This window comes from Nautilia sp., assembly GCF_053994455.1.
On the sequence record NZ_JBMYAU010000003.1, the window covers coordinates 1 to 16,573 of the forward strand.

General features: G+C 36.3%; 18 protein-coding genes. 12 read left to right on the forward strand and 6 right to left on the reverse strand.

Going from position 1 to position 16,573, the window contains the following annotated elements; translation table 11 throughout:
* The 4 genes from ACXJIE_RS00080 to thrC all read right to left on the reverse strand — a co-directional run.
* Positions 1–145: SDR family NAD(P)-dependent oxidoreductase (locus ACXJIE_RS00080; RefSeq protein ID WP_456478959.1), on the reverse strand; the 145-nt coding region annotated here is incomplete at its 3' end.
* 18 nt (positions 146–163) lie between these two features.
* A complete protein-coding gene (locus tag ACXJIE_RS00085; RefSeq protein WP_456478942.1) occupies positions 164–889 on the reverse strand; it encodes a substrate-binding domain-containing protein in 726 nt (241 codons plus the stop codon).
* Positions 890–949: 60 nt separating this feature from the next.
* Positions 950–1,834 (reverse strand): AEC family transporter, encoded by an 885-nt coding sequence (locus ACXJIE_RS00090; RefSeq protein WP_456478943.1) that lies wholly within the window; start codon positions 1,832–1,834, stop codon positions 950–952.
* The gene (thrC, locus tag ACXJIE_RS00095; RefSeq protein WP_456478944.1) at positions 1,834–3,357 is read right to left on the reverse strand and encodes a threonine synthase; all 1,524 of its coding nucleotides are present in this window, start codon (positions 3,355–3,357) and stop codon (positions 1,834–1,836) included. The genes ACXJIE_RS00090 and thrC overlap by 1 nt, the downstream gene beginning before the upstream one ends.
* Positions 3,358–3,622: 265 nt before the next feature.
* Between thrC and ACXJIE_RS00100 the strand changes: the two genes are divergently transcribed.
* Entirely contained in the window at positions 3,623–4,489 is an 867-nt protein-coding gene (locus ACXJIE_RS00100) for a YfdX family protein (RefSeq protein ID WP_456478945.1), read from the forward strand.
* Here the strand turns inward: ACXJIE_RS00100 and ACXJIE_RS00105 are convergent.
* Positions 4,480–4,788, reverse strand: a complete 309-nt coding sequence (locus ACXJIE_RS00105) for a NifB/NifX family molybdenum-iron cluster-binding protein (RefSeq protein ID WP_456478946.1) — start codon at positions 4,786–4,788, stop codon at positions 4,480–4,482. The two genes, ACXJIE_RS00100 and ACXJIE_RS00105, sit on opposite strands and share 10 nt — an antisense overlap.
* A gap of 64 nt (positions 4,789–4,852) precedes the next feature.
* Here ACXJIE_RS00105 and selA point away from each other — a divergent pair, with 64 nt between their 5' ends.
* From selA to ACXJIE_RS00160, 11 genes are all read left to right on the forward strand, one after another.
* Complete coding sequence (gene selA / locus ACXJIE_RS00110) at positions 4,853–6,199, forward strand: L-seryl-tRNA(Sec) selenium transferase (protein ID WP_456478947.1); 1,347 nt, start codon at positions 4,853–4,855, stop codon at positions 6,197–6,199.
* A complete protein-coding gene (gene selB, locus ACXJIE_RS00115; protein ID WP_456478948.1) occupies positions 6,192–8,021 on the forward strand; it encodes a selenocysteine-specific translation elongation factor in 1,830 nt (609 codons plus the stop codon). Before selA ends, selB begins: the two co-directional genes overlap by 8 nt.
* Positions 8,022–8,316: 295 nt before the next feature.
* Positions 8,317–8,517: a 50S ribosomal protein L31 gene (rpmE, locus tag ACXJIE_RS00120; protein WP_456478949.1), complete on the forward strand. Its 201-nt coding sequence runs from the start codon at positions 8,317–8,319 to the stop codon at positions 8,515–8,517.
* The gene (gene rsmI, locus ACXJIE_RS00125; RefSeq protein WP_456478950.1) at positions 8,518–9,309 is read left to right on the forward strand and encodes a 16S rRNA (cytidine(1402)-2'-O)-methyltransferase; all 792 of its coding nucleotides are present in this window, start codon (positions 8,518–8,520) and stop codon (positions 9,307–9,309) included.
* 39 nt (positions 9,310–9,348) lie between these two features.
* The gene (gene rlmB, locus ACXJIE_RS00130) at positions 9,349–10,011 is read left to right on the forward strand and encodes a 23S rRNA (guanosine(2251)-2'-O)-methyltransferase RlmB (RefSeq protein WP_456478951.1); all 663 of its coding nucleotides are present in this window, start codon (positions 9,349–9,351) and stop codon (positions 10,009–10,011) included.
* Complete coding sequence (locus ACXJIE_RS00135; RefSeq protein ID WP_456478952.1) at positions 10,001–10,789, forward strand: RodZ family helix-turn-helix domain-containing protein; 789 nt, start codon at positions 10,001–10,003, stop codon at positions 10,787–10,789. Before rlmB ends, ACXJIE_RS00135 begins: the two co-directional genes overlap by 11 nt.
* Positions 10,786–11,556, forward strand: a complete 771-nt coding sequence (locus tag ACXJIE_RS00140; RefSeq protein WP_456478953.1) for a hypothetical protein — start codon at positions 10,786–10,788, stop codon at positions 11,554–11,556. Before ACXJIE_RS00135 ends, ACXJIE_RS00140 begins: the two co-directional genes overlap by 4 nt.
* Complete coding sequence (locus tag ACXJIE_RS00145; RefSeq protein WP_456478954.1) at positions 11,553–12,764, forward strand: LL-diaminopimelate aminotransferase; 1,212 nt, start codon at positions 11,553–11,555, stop codon at positions 12,762–12,764. The genes ACXJIE_RS00140 and ACXJIE_RS00145 overlap by 4 nt, the downstream gene beginning before the upstream one ends.
* Positions 12,757–14,010 (forward strand): homoserine dehydrogenase, encoded by a 1,254-nt coding sequence (locus ACXJIE_RS00150; protein WP_456478955.1) that lies wholly within the window; start codon positions 12,757–12,759, stop codon positions 14,008–14,010. The genes ACXJIE_RS00145 and ACXJIE_RS00150 overlap by 8 nt, the downstream gene beginning before the upstream one ends.
* 252 nt (positions 14,011–14,262) lie before the next feature.
* A complete protein-coding gene (locus ACXJIE_RS00155) occupies positions 14,263–14,901 on the forward strand; it encodes a Crp/Fnr family transcriptional regulator (RefSeq protein ID WP_456478956.1) in 639 nt (212 codons plus the stop codon).
* Positions 14,902–14,965: 64 nt separating this feature from the next.
* Positions 14,966–15,352 (forward strand): hypothetical protein, encoded by a 387-nt coding sequence (locus ACXJIE_RS00160; RefSeq protein WP_456478957.1) that lies wholly within the window; start codon positions 14,966–14,968, stop codon positions 15,350–15,352.
* Between the two features lie 103 nt (positions 15,353–15,455).
* On the opposite strand, the gene ACXJIE_RS00165 is transcribed toward ACXJIE_RS00160, so the two are convergent.
* Positions 15,456–16,499 (reverse strand): major outer membrane protein, encoded by a 1,044-nt coding sequence (locus tag ACXJIE_RS00165; protein WP_456478958.1) that lies wholly within the window; start codon positions 16,497–16,499, stop codon positions 15,456–15,458.
* Positions 16,500–16,573 lie beyond the last annotated feature (74 nt).

Here is a 16,573-nt window from a genome sequence, read left to right on the forward strand (position 1 = left end):
CCATTTGTACGGGAATTACGTTTTTGATGTTTTTAAGGTTTTGTACGTTTCTTGCAACTGCGTATATTGTATTGTTTCCGTCGTTGAATCTGTTTACAAGCTCACGCCCTATTCCCCTGCTTGCTCCCGTAATCAATATATTCATATTTTTTATTTAAAAAAATTATCTAAAGCCCCATTTTTTCATTATGGCTAATCCTTCCTTTGAAGAAGCGAAATTCAAAAACTGTTCGGCTAAATCTCTGTTCTTAGAAAATTTAGTAATTGTCAAAACAAGCTTTTTCTTCGGAGCATATAAAACAGGAATATCTATAAAATCCTCTTTTTTATAATTTTCCCCCCAGTAATAAGTAGCTTTCCAGTTTAACCCCGCATCTATTTCCGAATTTATTATTGCATTATACATATCAAACGAAGCGGTAAAAATTTCCGATTTATTTCTTACTCTTCGATAAAAATTTTCACCTCCGTATTTAATTAAAGCGAATTTAGCTGCTTTTCCTATCGAACTGTTATCACTTCCTAATCCCGTTTTAATAAAAAGTTTACTAAAATCCGATAACGTTTTTACATTTTTAGGATTGTTTTTAGGTACGAAAATAGCTAATTGATTATAACCTAACTCGGCACTTTTTACAAATAAAGAAGGATTTTTTTTAATAAACTTATCACTACCGGGAAAATATAAATCGGCTTTTCTTAACGTAAGTATTTTTTTATATAAAACACCCGAAGAGCCGAATAAATGTTTGATTTTTACATCAGGATGCAATTTTTCAAATTTGTCGATAATTTCCAACATAGGCTGCTTCATAGTAATTCCGCAATATAGCCACAATATTTTCGCATTCAAAACCATACCTATAAATAAAAATAAAAATTTTTTCATTCACTACTCCCTTTTTTTTAATGTGTAGATTATAACACATTTTCATCGTCTCCATTTTTGTTAAATGAAAAAATTTCCTAAAAATATAACTAATGCATAAATAAGCGTTGTTAAAACGATTAAATAAGCGACTTTCCTCGGATAGAGATCAAAAAGAGCCGCAAGGTTGACGTTCGTCACCGCAAGGGGGGTCAGAATTTCAAGCATCACCGCTTTTAAGTAAAGAGGCTTAAGCCCGAACGCCTTTAAAACGAAAAAACCCGCAACGGGAAAAACGACGAATTTGTTTACAACGCTTAGTATTCCGAGTTTAAGGCTCACTTCCCTTATTTTTATCTCCGCCACATAAATACCGAATATGAGCAGCTGAATCACAATTGATGCAAAAGCGCCCATCTGCAAAATTTTCATAATTTCATCATTAAAAACAACCCCGCCGACATTAAGCGCCAAAGCCAAAATCCCGACCCACATAACGGGAATTTTCATAATTTTAAAAAAAGCCTCTTTAAAACCGTACTTGCCGCTTGCGAAAAAAAATATTCCGAAACTGTATATAAAAAATATATTGGCAAGATTAATGATTGTGGCGATACTCGCCCCCACATCCCCGAACAGGGCGTAAGAAAGCGGTATACCGAGATTCCCGGTGTTTCCTATAAGAGGTGTAAGGGATGCGATAATTTTCTCTTTTTTATCACGCAGCATAAAGCTCAGTGCAAACGTAAAAATCAGACTCACAAAAACGGCGCATAAATAAGCCACGGGGGAAATAATCAGATCAAAATTCAAAGGAACGAGCATAATGCCCCACAAGGTCAAAAAAGGCTGAAGGAAATAAGTAGAGAGCAAAACAAGCGTTCTGCCGTCTATTTTTTCATTGAAAATTCTTTTTGCAAAAAAGCCTATTACGATATAAACATAAATACCTATTACGGTTAACACTATTTTCCGTTTGTTATAAATTCGATAATTTTTTCTTTTATTTCGTTTTTGTTAATTACTGTTTCGTTTATCTCTTTTTCAAAAAGTTCCCTTATACATTCGGGCGCCTTTACCTCGTAATGGGTTTCGATATAAACGATTGCGTCTTTATCGCTGAGCGTTTTTTCTTCGAGTTCGGCAATCTCACGGTTGATGTCTTCTTTTGTAAGCGCTTCGTATACGCTCGGGGCGAATTTCGTCCATTCGGCCGTGGAATATGCCACGACTTTATTTTTAATTTCGCCTTTTTCTTTCAGATACTCATACGCCTTAACGGCCGTGGCGGTATGGGCATCCATTATATAATTTCCGTTTTTGGCGTATTTTGCGATAATCTCCTCACACTCCCCGTCCATTGCGAAATCGGCTAAAAAGTCCTCTTTGATTTTTTCATGTTCTTGCGGTGTAAGTTCGAAATAGCCGTTTTCTTCAAGGGAAGTCATAAGTTCTTTTGTCCTATCTTCACCGAATTTGTCAAAAAGAACCCTTTCTACGTTGCTGGATTTTAAAATATCCATAGCTGGTGAAATGGTATGAATAAGGTTTTTATCCCTCAAATCATATTTTCCGTATTTGATAAACTCATATAAAATATTGTTTTTGTTTGAGGCGATTATTATCTTGTTAATCGGAAGTCCCATTCTTTTTGCATAATAAGCCCCCAGGGCGTTTCCGAAGTTGCCGCTCGGAATTATTACGTCAATTTCATCCGTCATATCGATCTCGGCGTTTTCTACCAGTTTTAAATAACTCCAGAAATGATAAATAATCTGAAAAATAATTCTTCCGAAATTCACACTGTTTGCGGCGGAGAGTTTTATACTGTTTTCTTTTAATGTTTTTCTGAAATCCTCATCCTTCAAAAGAGATTTTAATGCGGTTTGGGCATCGTCGAAGTTTCCTATTATTCCTAAAACCTTCTCATTTTCGGCGTCGGTCGTAACCATCTGAAGTTTCTGAACCTCGCTTGTTCCCTCATGCGGATAAATACACACAACCTTTATATTCTCCCTGTTTTCAAACGTTTTAAGCGTAGCAGGTCCGGTATCGCCGCTTGTTGCGGCTAAAATAAGGTAGTTTTCATTTCTTTTTTGCGCAAGGGCGGAAAGAATCACACCGAAAGGCTGAAGCGCCATATCTTTAAACGCCCTTGTCGGCCCGTGCCAAAGTTCGCCTATGAAAAGATCCTTGTCAAGTTTGACCACAGGCACCACGTCCGGATCGTCAAATTCCCTTAAATAGGTATATAAAGCCTTTTCGATCAAATCGGAATCTATATCTATTTTAAAAAGTTTTAAAATTCCCCTTGCAAGGTGTCTGTATGTTTTTTCGTCTTCCACATCATAATATCTGTTTAAAAACCTCTGATCAACGCTCGGTATTTTACTTGGAACGTAAAGCCCGCCGTTCGGCGCCGCAGGATCAAGTATTACTTCACTGAAAGTTTTTTTTTCATCAGTACCGCGTGTTCCGATAAATTTCATTATAAAACCTTTTTTAATGAAATTATACATTAAATTAACGGAGAATGGATAGCTGAGATTGAAAGTGAACAGTGACAGACACCTAACACAGCACAATCACAACAACTACTACATTTAACGCCGGGTTAAGCCGTTCTCATCCAGTTCTTTTAAAAAAAATTAAAATTAAACTCTAATTAATCTGAGCTGCATTAATTCATAATACTTGACATATACTGGCTTAATTTATTATAATTACACTACTAAAACATTTAAGGAGGGACAAATGAAAAAACTACTCACATCCGTAGTGGTTGCCGGGCTGTTGGTAAGCGGTTCTATGGCGGCCGACACAAAAACAAACAGCGTTTCAAAAAACGCGGTTGTAAAAGCGGAACAAAAAGCACAGAGCACTCAGCTAATCAAAGAGGCTATAAGAGCAATCCAGTACACTCAGGACGCTTTGATTTACCTAAACAACAAAAAAAACGACAAAGCGAAAGAATCGCTAAAAAAAGCTGTGGGTGAGCTTGCGGTTGTTTTAAATTCACCCAACGCGCCGTATCTGCTGCCTGTTGACGTACAAATCAACGCTTATCAGTTCGTAGGCGATGTTGATAAAATCAAAACACTTACATCAGAAGCGAAAGATCTGTTAAAAGAAAACAAAATTCCGCAGGCGAGGGAAATTTTAAATTCGCTCAGAAGCGAAATCGTTATCAAAACGGTCAACCTTCCGCTTGCGACATATCCGGCGGCTCTTAACCTTGCGATTAAATACATTAACGAAGGAAAAGTAAAAGAGGCAAAAGACGTGCTTGCAATGGCGCTTTCAACACTTGTAGAGGTTGATAATATAATTCCTATTCCGTTAATCAAAGCTCAGGCACTGGCTGAAGAAGCGAGCAAAACCGTTAAAAAAGACAAAAAACAGGCGCTTAAATATCTTGACGAAGCGAAACATCAGTTAATCTTGGCTGAAGCTTTGGGTTATACAAGTACAAGCGACACGACATACAAAATGCTAAAAGACGAAATTGCAAAACTTGAAAGCGAAATACATAAAGGACATAAAACAGGTTCAATCTTCAGCGATTTAATCTCAAAACTAAAAGAGTTCAAAGAAAAAGCTATCAGCGTTATTCACAAATAAGAGGATTTTTCCTCTTTATATCTCATTATCACATCTTCCACGCTTAAGTTTTTTTCATTAATTTTAAAAACCTTAAAATATCCGTCATTCAGATCTTTACCCGTAATTATATTTTTAATCATTACCGCTTTTAAAAAATTAATAAGATCATCCGGGTTTTTCGAATAAAAAGACGGTGATTTCCTTGAAGCGTAATGTTTAGTTTTCGTATCATATATAATCAAAAATTCGCATTCTTCAAAATCCGGGCAGTATTTTGAGGTAATCAGTTCCCCCGACGCAGGAATTGCAAGTTTCATTAAAAGACCTTTTTTGTTACAATAATACCAAAAAAACGCCGGGGGCGTTATACAAAGGTAAAAAATGAATCTTTTCAGACAGATCCCAAAAGTGGACAAAATAAAAAAAACCCTCTCACACATTCCCAAAAAAATTCTCATTCCCGTAATTCAAAAAACCCTTGAAGAAATAAGAGAAGGAATAAAAAAAGGCGAAATTACCCAATTAAGCGAGGAAGATATCATAAAAACCGTTGAAAAAAGATCAGAGGATATTCTCTCCCCCTCAATCGTAAACGTAATAAACGCCACGGGCATAACGGTTCATACGAACCTCGGCAGAAGCCTTATAGACCCTGAAATATTCGACTACGCAAAAGAGCGTTCAACCCGTTACTGCAACCTCGAATACGACCTTGAAAAAGGAAAAAGGGGCGACAGGTACCATCACAGCGCAAAAATACTCAGCCACCTCTTCGGAAGCGAAAGCGCGCTTATCGTCAACAATAACGCGGCGGCAGTCTTTTTGATACTCAACACATTCGCAAAAAATAAAGAAGTCATAGTCTCAAGAGGAGAGCTTGTGGAAATAGGCGGAAGTTTCAGGGTGCCCGAAGTTATGAAAGCCAGCGGCGCGAAACTTGTTGAAGTGGGAACGACAAACAAAACCAAAATTCAAGACTACGAAGACGCTATTACGCAAGAGAGCGCAATGCTTATGAAAGTACACAAATCCAACTATTCAATAGAAGGCTTCAGTGCCGAAGCAAGCCTTGAAGAAATAATAGATCTCGCACGCAAAAAAAACGTGCTTGATTATTACGACCTCGGAAGCGCATATATTCCTAAACTGCCTTTCGGACTGACAAACTACGAACCCCCTGTCGGTGAAATTATGAAATTAAACCCGAGCCTCATAAGTTTTAGCGGCGACAAACTATTCGGAAGCGTGCAGGCCGGAATAATCCTCGGGGAAAAAGAGCTTATCGACAGACTCAAAAAAAACCAGATCTTAAGAATGTTCAGGGTTGACAAAATAACACTCTCCCTCATAGAAGCCACGGCCATGGCGTATATAAAAGAGGAATATGATAAAATCCCGACATTAAAATCGGTTTTTCAAACTACCAACGAACTCAAAGCAAAAGCAAAAAAACTATTATCCCTAACACCTGCTTTAAGAGCCGAAATCAAAGAATCGCACACTTATGTAGGCGGAGGCACCATGCCCAACCGCAAAATCCCGACTGTTGTTGTGGAAATCAAAGGCAACGCCAAAAAATGGGAGGAGGATATGCGTAAAAACCTGGTAATCGGAAGAATCGAAAACGAACGTTTCGTGCTTGATATGAGAAGCGTACAGGATGAGGAAATAAAAAAATTAGCCGAAATTATAAATTCAATTATTACATGCGAGGTGAAAAATGCGTAACATTATTATAGGAACGGCCGGTCACGTAGACCACGGTAAAACATCCCTGATCGAAGCCATGACGGGTTATAACGGGGACGAACTGAAAGAAGAAAAAGAAAGAGGCATTACGATTGATTTAAGCTTTACAAATATGAAAAGAGACGGCGTAAACGTCGCATTCATAGATGTGCCAGGTCACGAAAAACTTGTTAAAAACATGATTAGCGGAGCGTTCGGGTTTGACGCATCGCTTTTTGCAATAGACGCGAATGAAGGTGTAATGCCCCAGACCGTCGAGCATCTTGAAGTTTTAAACATCCTGAAAGTTAAAAACATAATAGTGGCCCTCACCAAATGTGATTTAGCGGAGCCTGAAACAATAGAAAAAAGAAAAAACGAAATCAGGGATTTAATAGCAAAATATAAAAATCTTCATCTTCTTGAAATTTTCGAAACCTCAATTTACGACAAAAAGAGCATAGAAAAACTGAAAGATTATCTTTTCAACCTGCCTCCGAGAAACATAACCCACTCCAAATTTTTCAGATACTATATCGACAGGGTGTTTTCCCTTAGAGGTATCGGAACGGTTGTTACGGGAACGGTTTTAAGCGGAAAAGTAAAACTCAAAGACAAAATATACATTAATGAAACAAAAACCCTCACAACCGTTAAAAACCTCCAGGTTCACGGCGAAGACGTAGAAGAGGCATACACCCATCAAAGGGTTGCCATTAATCTGAATATCAACCATAAAGAACTTAAAAAAGGCTACCTCCTCTCCACCAAAGGATACCTGAGGGGATTTAAACTCATTGACGTATTCGTAAAGCCTGTAGAAGGAAAAGAGCTTTTTCATAATATGGAAGTGTTATTCATTAGCGGAGCCAAAAGGATTCCGGGTAAACTGTTGATGTTTAATCCGGAGGATAAAAAAGGATACGCAACCGTAAAACTCGAAGAAAAAGCGTTTTTGGTGTATGAAGATCCGTTTGTAATACTCCATAGCGGCCGTGTAATAGGAGGCGGGGAAGTTTTAAACCCGATAAGCGATCCTATCAAGAAAAAGAAAAAACTCTCCCTTCTCAAGGCTTTAAACAAAAAAGACTTCAAAACAGCATTTGAAATTCTCGTCCAAAACCATAAACGCGGATTCGGACTGCTTCAAAGCTATCAGAGATTCAACCTAACCCCCGCTGAAGCGCTTGAAATCGCTAAAGAGCTTGATAACGTATTTATAGACGAGGAAAATTACAATATTTTCTCAACAGACGTAAAAAAAGAGATTGAAAAAGTAATAAAAGAAACATACGAAAAAAACAGATTCGCTTTTCTCTCCCCGGCTTCGCTTAAACTCAGACTAAAATGGGCGAGCATTGAGCTTATACAAAGCGTACTTGACGGGTTTGTAAAAGAAGGGTATCTGATTAAAGAAGACAATATCTACAAAAGAAAAGATTTAGGAGAGGTGGATGTAACCAAATCGGTAGAACACAGATTATATCAGCTTCTTGACAATTCGGGACTTACCCCCGACGCTCCTTATAACATTTACGAAAAACTCAATATCGACAGAAAAGTCGGCGACAACGCTATGAAAAAACTAACAGCATCCAAAAAAGTGGTAAGACTCGCCCACAATCTTTTCGTAACCGATAAAAACATTAACATCGCGCTTAAAAAAATGAGGGAAATTATGGAAAAAGAGGGTTATATCGACATAAAAAAATTCAAAGAGCATATGCCTATGAGTAGGAAATACATAGTGGCTTACCTTGATTATTTAGACCAGCTCGGGGATGTGGAAAAAAGGGATAATAAAAGATACCTGAAAAATTGAGAACGGAGAATGAAGAATTGAGAATTATTTTTAAAAAATATTTTTTAAATTTTAACCTTTTTCCCTTTAAAATTTTTATCTCAGCAAAAAACTTCATTATATGTGGAAAATAATAAAACTAAAAATTTTTTATTCCAGAATAATCCGACAATTATAGAGAATATTCTTTTTAATTCTCCATTTTCAATTCTCAATTCTCCATTCCTTAAATATTGCTTAATTTAAGGATACTTTAAGATAAAATCAGTAGAATTTCGAACTAATTTCTGATAAACAATAAATAAAAGGATAATGAATGAAAAAAGGTATCCATCCCGAATATGTAAAATGCCAAGTAACTTGTACTTGCGGACACCAGTTTGAAATTTTATCAACAAAAGAAAGCTTAAGAATCGAAGTTTGCGACAAATGTCATCCGTTCTACACAGGACAGGAAAGAAACATCGACAGAGGCGGAAAAGTAGATAAATTTAAGAAAAAATACGGTCTTGCGTAATTGCTCGTATTAGTTCCTACTCCCATTGGAAATCTCAAAGACATCTCGCAAAGAGCCCTTGAGGCTCTTGAAAAATCCGAAATAATCTTCTGTGAAGACACAAGAGTTGCGAAAAAACTTCTGAATCTTTTAGAAATCCCCCTAAACAAAGAGTTTATATCAATGCATTCGCACAATGAAAATGAAGTGATTTCAAAATTAAATCCCGAAATTTTAAAAACAAAAGAATGTGTTTACATAAGCGACGCCGGAATGCCGGGGGTAAGCGACCCCGGAAGCAGGATCGTGCAATACTGCCGACAAAACGGCGTACCTTACACGGTAATACCCGGGGCAAACGCCGCACTTACGGCATATGTGGCAAGCGGATTCGAGGGGGAGTTTTGTTTTTGGATGTTTCTGCCCCATAAAGGCAAAGAGCGCACAGATAAATTAAAAGAAATTATAAATTCAGGCAAAATTGCCATTCTTTACGAATCCCCTCACAGAATCGAAAAACTGCTTAAAGAATTAAAAGAATTAATTCCCGAAAGAGAAATTTTCTTGGCAAAAGAGCTTACCAAAATACATGAAACATACATTAAGGCAAAAGCAAAAGAATTAAAACTTCCAAATACAAAAGGCGAATGGGTCGTAGTAATAGACAAAGGCAAAAAAAACAAAGAACTTACACTCTCATACGAAGATATTTTAAACCTGCCCCTTCCCGATAAGGAAAAATCAAAACTGCTCGCAAAACTTTCAGATAAAAGCGCAAAAGAAATATATAATGAATTGCAAAAAAACAGATAATTTTATACTTTTTTATCTTAATTTTGATAAAATAGCGCTATGACAGTTTACGGAAAAAGAGTAATCGAATATATTATTCAAAAACACAGTGACATTGTTAAAGAACTGCTTATAGCCAAAAAACTTGATAAAAAAGAATTAAACAAACTCAAAAAATTTAAGATAAATTTTATTGACAATAAAACGGCTCAAAAAATAACCAGAAACGGAAATCATCAGGGTTATATCGCAAAAATAGAATTCGAACCTAAAGTCTGGGATATCACGGGAAAAAAAATAGTTATACTCGATAATGTAACCGATATGGGTAACATAGGGGCGATAATCAGAACTTCTTATGCGCTCGGAATAGATCTTTTGATTATTACGGGAATAAAAGATCTTAAATGGTCCCACATAATAAGAACAAGCGCCGGGGCTGCGCTTGATATGAAAATCCTCTCTTATAAAAACATTTTAGAGCTTGTGAATATTTTAAAAACGAAAGGATACGTTATAACAGGTGCCGATATGGGGGGCGAATGTAAAATAAAAGCCGAAAAAATCGCACTGATACTCGGCAACGAAGGGGAGGGAATCAGAAAAAAGGTTAAAGAAAAGCTGGATAAAACATTAAGCATAGAAATGAAAAACGGTTTTGATTCTCTAAACGTCTCTGTAGCAGCAGGAATTTTAATAGATAGGATAACAAATGAATGCTAAAGATTTTTTTGAAAAGTATTCGATTGAAACAATCAACAAAAAAACCAGGATTTCCCCCATTTCCCTTAAATATATAAAAAACAGAAACTTTAAGAAAATCCCAAGGGTAAAATTTTTAGGTTTTATAAGGATAATTGAAAAAGAATTTAACGTGGATTTAAGCGATCTTATAGAAGAATATAATCTCGAAACAAATCATATTCACAAAGAACAGACTTCCGAAGTTCTAAAAGAGCCGAAAAAACACAACACTCTTATATTGTCCATATTGACACTGATACTGTTTTCTCTCGGAGGATATATTCTTTATACCGATTATACCGCAAAAAGCCGTACCTCCTTTGAAATAAACAATTCGACATATCTTCCCGCCGAAGAAAACAAAACCCTGATCCAACCGGAAAAAAAAGAAATTCCCGAAGAATATAACAATAGTTACAGCCATTCCCAAAACGAAACGAAAAAAACGGTTGCAGAAATTAACACCACCGAAACAAAAACGGCTGCAAAGACATACCCTAAAACCGTATATATAATACCTAAAGAACAGGTATGGTTTAAAGCGCTGAATTTAGACACCAACAAAAGCGTGGAATTTTTAACCTCACACGAAAAAACCCTCGAAGGCACCAACTGGTATATAAAATTCGGACATGGTAACGTAACCGTCATTTACGGCAACAGCACGATAGCTCCGGATACGAAAAAAATAGTAAGACTTCTGTTAAAAAACGGAAAATACGAATATTTAAAAAAACCCAACAGGTATGAAAAATGAAAAAGATATTTTTAGTTTTATTAATGTCCGTTTTAAGTTTTTCGGACAATACCAAACTTATTGAAAACATAATAGGAAAAGAAAAATTTTCCACATACAAAGAACTGTTGGAACCGGTTATGCGGGAAACTTCTTTGATTAAAACCCTTCAGTATCTTCAAAACAACGGACTGCTCGATATATTTTTCAACAAACCCAAAATGATACACCCTACTTTTATTTTTATAAACAACAACCCCGTTTTTAACACGAAAACCCTTTACGACACATTAAATTATTTAGGTTATTACTATTTTTACCCGGTTAAAATACAAAACACGGATAAATATGAAATAACAATGGAAATGAAATCGGCACATTATATCGATCCGGTCCTGTTTACCAAAACCGTTTCGCAAAAAGGATGTAAAATCATCTCCCTGATAAAAAGGGAAAACTACATCTACACCCTGGACTGTAAAAACGACCATCTCGATGTGCTAAAAATAATAAACAAAAAAACAAAACTTTTAAACGCCAAAGGAATTTACTGGGTGGCCTCAAACGGTTTTAGAAAAGCGCTGATTTCGTCTTCAAAACTTGACAATTGGTATCCTTACATTGTTTTTTTTGATAAAAATTTGAATATTTTAAATATAATTTCAAAAGAAAACAGTACACGTTCGGTTTATATCGACATTCCTCCGGAATGCAAATATATAAAAATAACGGATACTTTCTCAAAAGAAAATTTTAAAAGAGGAATATATATAAAAGGAATTAAATGAACCATTTCGAAAGAATAGAAAGACTTCCTAACTATATTTTCGCAGTAATAAATGAACTTAAACTCCAAGCAAGAAGAGCGGGAGAGGATATTATTGACTTTTCCATGGGCAACCCCGACGGGGCAACCCCGAAACCTATTGTAGATAAACTGATAGAATCGGCGAAAAAACCCAAAAACCACAGATATTCCGTAAGTAAGGGAATATACAAATTAAGAGAGGCTATTTGCAACTGGTATGCCAGAAGATACGGCGTCTCTTTAAACCCCGAAACGGAAGCCGTTGTTACAATGGGAAGCAAAGAAGGTTATGTTCACTTGACACAGGCGATTACAAACGTAGGCGACGTTGCAATAGTTCCGGATCCGACATACCCCATACACTCATACGCGTTTATGCTTGCCGGTGCAAGTGTAAGAAAAGTGGAGCTTAAATACAATGAAAAATATGAACTCAAAGAAGAAGAATTTTTTGATCAGCTCAAACTCGCAATGATCGAAGCCGTTCCGAAACCTAAATTTTTAGTTTTGAATTTTCCCCACAATCCTACGACGGTAACGGTGACTAAAGAGTTTTATCAGCGTGCGGTTGACTTTGCAAAGGAAGAAGGTTTATATATTATAAGCGACATTGCATATGCGGACATTACGTTCGACGGATATAAAACCCCGAGTATTTTCGAGGCAAAAGGGGCGAAAGAAGTGGCGGTTGAAAGTTTTACGCTTTCAAAAAGCTACAATATGGCCGGATGGAGGGTCGGATTTATCGTAGGAAATCCTGTTTTGGTAGGTGCTTTGCAAAAATACAAATCATGGATAGATTACGGAATGTTTACCCCTATTCAGGTTGCCGCCACGGTGGCGCTCAGGGATTATCAGCATTTAGTTAAGGACATAGTGGAAACCTACAAACAAAGACGTGATGTGTTAATAGAAAGCTTTGCAAACGCCGGATGGGATATCGAAACACCGCGTGCGAGTATGTTTGTATGGGCGAGAATTCCCGAATGTGCAAGACATCTCGGAAGTCTTGAATTTTCAAAAAGACTTCTTACAGAAGCGCACATTGCGGTAAGTCCCGGAATAGGATTCGGAGCGTACGGAGACGAATACGTAAGAATCGCCCTTATAGAAAACGAAAAAAGAATCCGCCAGGCGGCTAAAAATATAAAATATTTTTTAAAAGAATTAAAGGAAAACAATGGTTAAAATCGGAATAGTCGGTGTGGGAACCGTTGGTGAAAGCGTTGTAAAAAATATTGAAAAAAACAGGGATCTTATAAGAGCCAGAGCCGGAAAAGAGATAATCGTAAAAACAGGTGTCGTAAGAAATCTTAATAAAAAAAGAGACGTAAATATTAAACTTACCGCAGATTACAAAGAAGTGACAAGAGATCCTGAAATAGACATAGTGGTAGAGCTGATGGGCGGTGTTGATGAAGCCTATGAAGTGGTAAAAGACGCTTTAGATCATAATAAGGCGGTTGTAACGGCCAACAAGGCACTTCTGGCATACCACAGATTCGAGCTTCAGTCAATAGCAAAAACCCCGTTTGAATACGAAGCAAGCGTTGCGGGAGGAATCCCTATAATTAAAGCCTTAAGGGACGGACTGAGTGCCAACCATATTCAAGAAATAAAAGGTATCATTAACGGTACGTGCAATTACATACTTACCGAAATGAAAAAAGGAAGAGACTATTCGGAAGTATTAAAAGAAGCCCAGAATTTAGGTTATGCGGAAGCAGATCCGACTTTTGACGTAGGAGGGTTTGACGCCGCACACAAACTGCTTATTTTGGCAAGTATCGCCTATAATATAGACGCAAAACCCGAAAACATCCTAATAGAAGGTATTGAAAACATTAACCTGACCGACATCGAGTTTGCGAAAGAATTCGGATATGAGATAAAACTTTTAGGAATCGCCAAAAAAACAGACGATGAAGTGGAACTGAGAGTACACCCCACTTTAATCAAAAACACCCAAATGATAGCAAAAGTCGACGGCGTAATGAATGCCGTAAGCGTAATTGGTGATGTTGTGGGTGAAACCGTGTATTACGGACCGGGGGCCGGAGGCGACGCAACTGCGAGCGCCGTAATAAGCGATATTATAGAAATAGCCAGAGGCAACGTCAACCCTATGCTCGGATATAAAAAACCGCTTGAAAGCGAAAAAGTAAGACTTAAAACAAGCGATGAAATTAAAACCAAATATTACCTGAGAATTGCGGTAAACGATAAATTAGGGGTACTCGAAAAAATTGCGAACACTCTTGCAAAAAACAGCATTTCAATTGAAAGTTTTCTGCAAAAACCGAAAAACGGCTATGTAAAACTTCTCTTTTCCACCCACAAATCACTTGAAAAAGACGTAAAAAAAGCCATAAAAGAGATTGAGAATTTCGATTTTGTTATAAAACCGATTAATTTTATCAGAATTGAGGATTGAAATATAAATTATTTAAATTAAAAAACATAGCTCTTGGTTTGTTTGTAAACGGCAGTTATGGTATAATGACTGCTAATATTAACCTTGCTAACGCAACTATAGTCGTTGGCTCTGTTTATATTATGGAAATAACAATTTTTTACGGAGAGGAAAAATGAACGGAGAAACAATAATAGCAGTTTTTACTCTAATACTTGCAATAGTTTCCACTTTTCTTATTAAAAAAACATCTTCAAAACATACATATCAACATTGATCAATAAACTCAAAAAACTTTCCCTCTTTTTTAACATAGAGGATTCTCTTCTTTTAGAAATAGCAGACTATTCCACAGTTAAAAAGTATAATAAAGACCGGATAATATTTTACGAAGGGGAAAAAGAGAAATACTTTTACGGCATTATACACGGGCAGGTTTTAATGTATGACGTCGATTTAAAAGGCAACATAATACCCAAAAACCAGTTCGGATGCGGAGACATATTCGGACTCATTTCACAAATTCAAAACAGACCTTACTGCCTCAGTGCCGTTAGCGAAAGTGAATCGGAAATAATCAAAATCGATTATTCAAAATTTCAAAAACACATCTCAAACCCTCCTTTCAGTGACAGAATCATAAAAATGCTGAGCAATCAGATTATGCAAGAACTCGAATTTAACAAACTGCAAAAATACGATGCCACCAAAAGAGTGATTTACACACTGCTTAATTTCCCTCAAAAATTTGTAAGAAGGAAAAAATATATGCTTGCAAGCGAACTCGGCATGAGCGCGGAAACACTCAGCAGAATTCTAAGTAAATTAAAAAACGAGGGAATTATCTGTTATTGTGAGAAATCAATAAAAGTCACAGATTATGAAAAGCTGAAAAAGTATATAAAAATTTGAAATTAAAAATTGAAAATTTAAGATTCTTTTTTGATATGGTATAATACCAATAAAAAGGTAATTTATGAATTACACAATTCCAAGGAATTTATTTGATGAATTAGTAAAAAATATCGGCAAAGAAAGTGCTGAAAAATTTGCAAATGCATTTGAAAATTTTTTAAATATATTTGCAAAAGAAGTGGAAGAAAACATTCAAAACAAAAAAGAAAATCTTAAAGCAGAACTTTATAATGAATTAAGAAGTGAACTTGCAACAAAAGAGTTCGTCAGAGCGGAAATAAATGAAATCAAAGCAGAAATTAATGAAGTTAGAGCGGAAATAAATGAAGTCAGAGCAGAAATACAAAAAAACAATTTACTTTTAAAAATACTGATAGGCATAAGTTTGTTCGCCCTTACCATATTTAATCCGAATTTTATTACATTGGTGGAAAAAATATTTAAATAAAATTTTTGCTCCCGCTTTAAAACTAACAATTTTTACTTTTTATATCAGATTAGTGTCTGTCACTGTTTTATAAAAGAAAGAAAGGGCAAAAGCCCGAGAAAAATTAGAAGCTGTATTTAGCTTCGAATCTTAATTTAGTGTGGTTATCTTTGTAAGTGTCAGCATCTAAGATTGAATAATATCCGCTGAATTTAAGTTTTTTGTTATATGCTTTTGCAGCTCTTACAACATACTCAGTTGCATCTCCACCTGCTAATGCATCTTTAACAAATACTGCATCAGCACCAACTGTTACACCGCTAACATCTGCGCTTGCAACTAATGCAAAAGCATTTCCGTCAGCTAAAGTGTTTGTTCCGATTAGGTCACCAGCTTGTTCACCGGCTTTGATTAGTCCACTATCATCGCTACCAACCTCTACTCCAGCGCCATCTTTACCAAAGTTTAGGTATGCTGCAGTAAGGTTAACGTTTCCAGCTTTTCCAGCTACTGCTAAAGCTGCAAAATTTTGATCTTTTCCTGTTTTTGGTGATTGAGTCACATATTGACCAATTACCGTAACAGGACCAGCCGGAACAGTAACTTTTGCGTAAATTTCAGAATCTACAGTATCTTCCACATTAAAATAGAATAAATCATAAGAAATTTCGTTTGCTTTACCTTTAAGCCCTACTGTGTAAATGTTTTTATCAGTAACACTTGAATCCGGAAAAGCCGCACCGATTAAAGTACCGATTTCAGTTTTGTAAGTAGCAACTGCACCTGTTCCATGATCAGCTGTAGGATCAGTTAATGGTGTATTAATCATCATTTCACCACCTGCAACCGTGTAGTTGTCTTTTGCATATTGAAGATTCATCTCTACGATCTTGAATTGTTTTTCACCATTGGTACCGAGTTGATCTGTATGTAAAGCAACCGGTTTGAATACATATTTCATATTCTCATCAATTGCACCTATGAATTTAAGCACAGATTTGTATTCATGTGTAGTCGCGGTAGTTGTACCATCATCAGTTCTTGTAAGTCTGTATCTTAAATATCCACCCATGTTTACATTTTTAATTACATCTGTAAGTGGTGTAGCGCTTGCCACGCTCATTGAACCCATTGCTATTAAAGCTGCTAAAGACAATTTTTTTAGCATTCTCTCTCCTTTGTTTTTTTAATTTTGTCTCACAATTATATCGACAAAATTTTTAAAAATCAAATTTTTTAGTG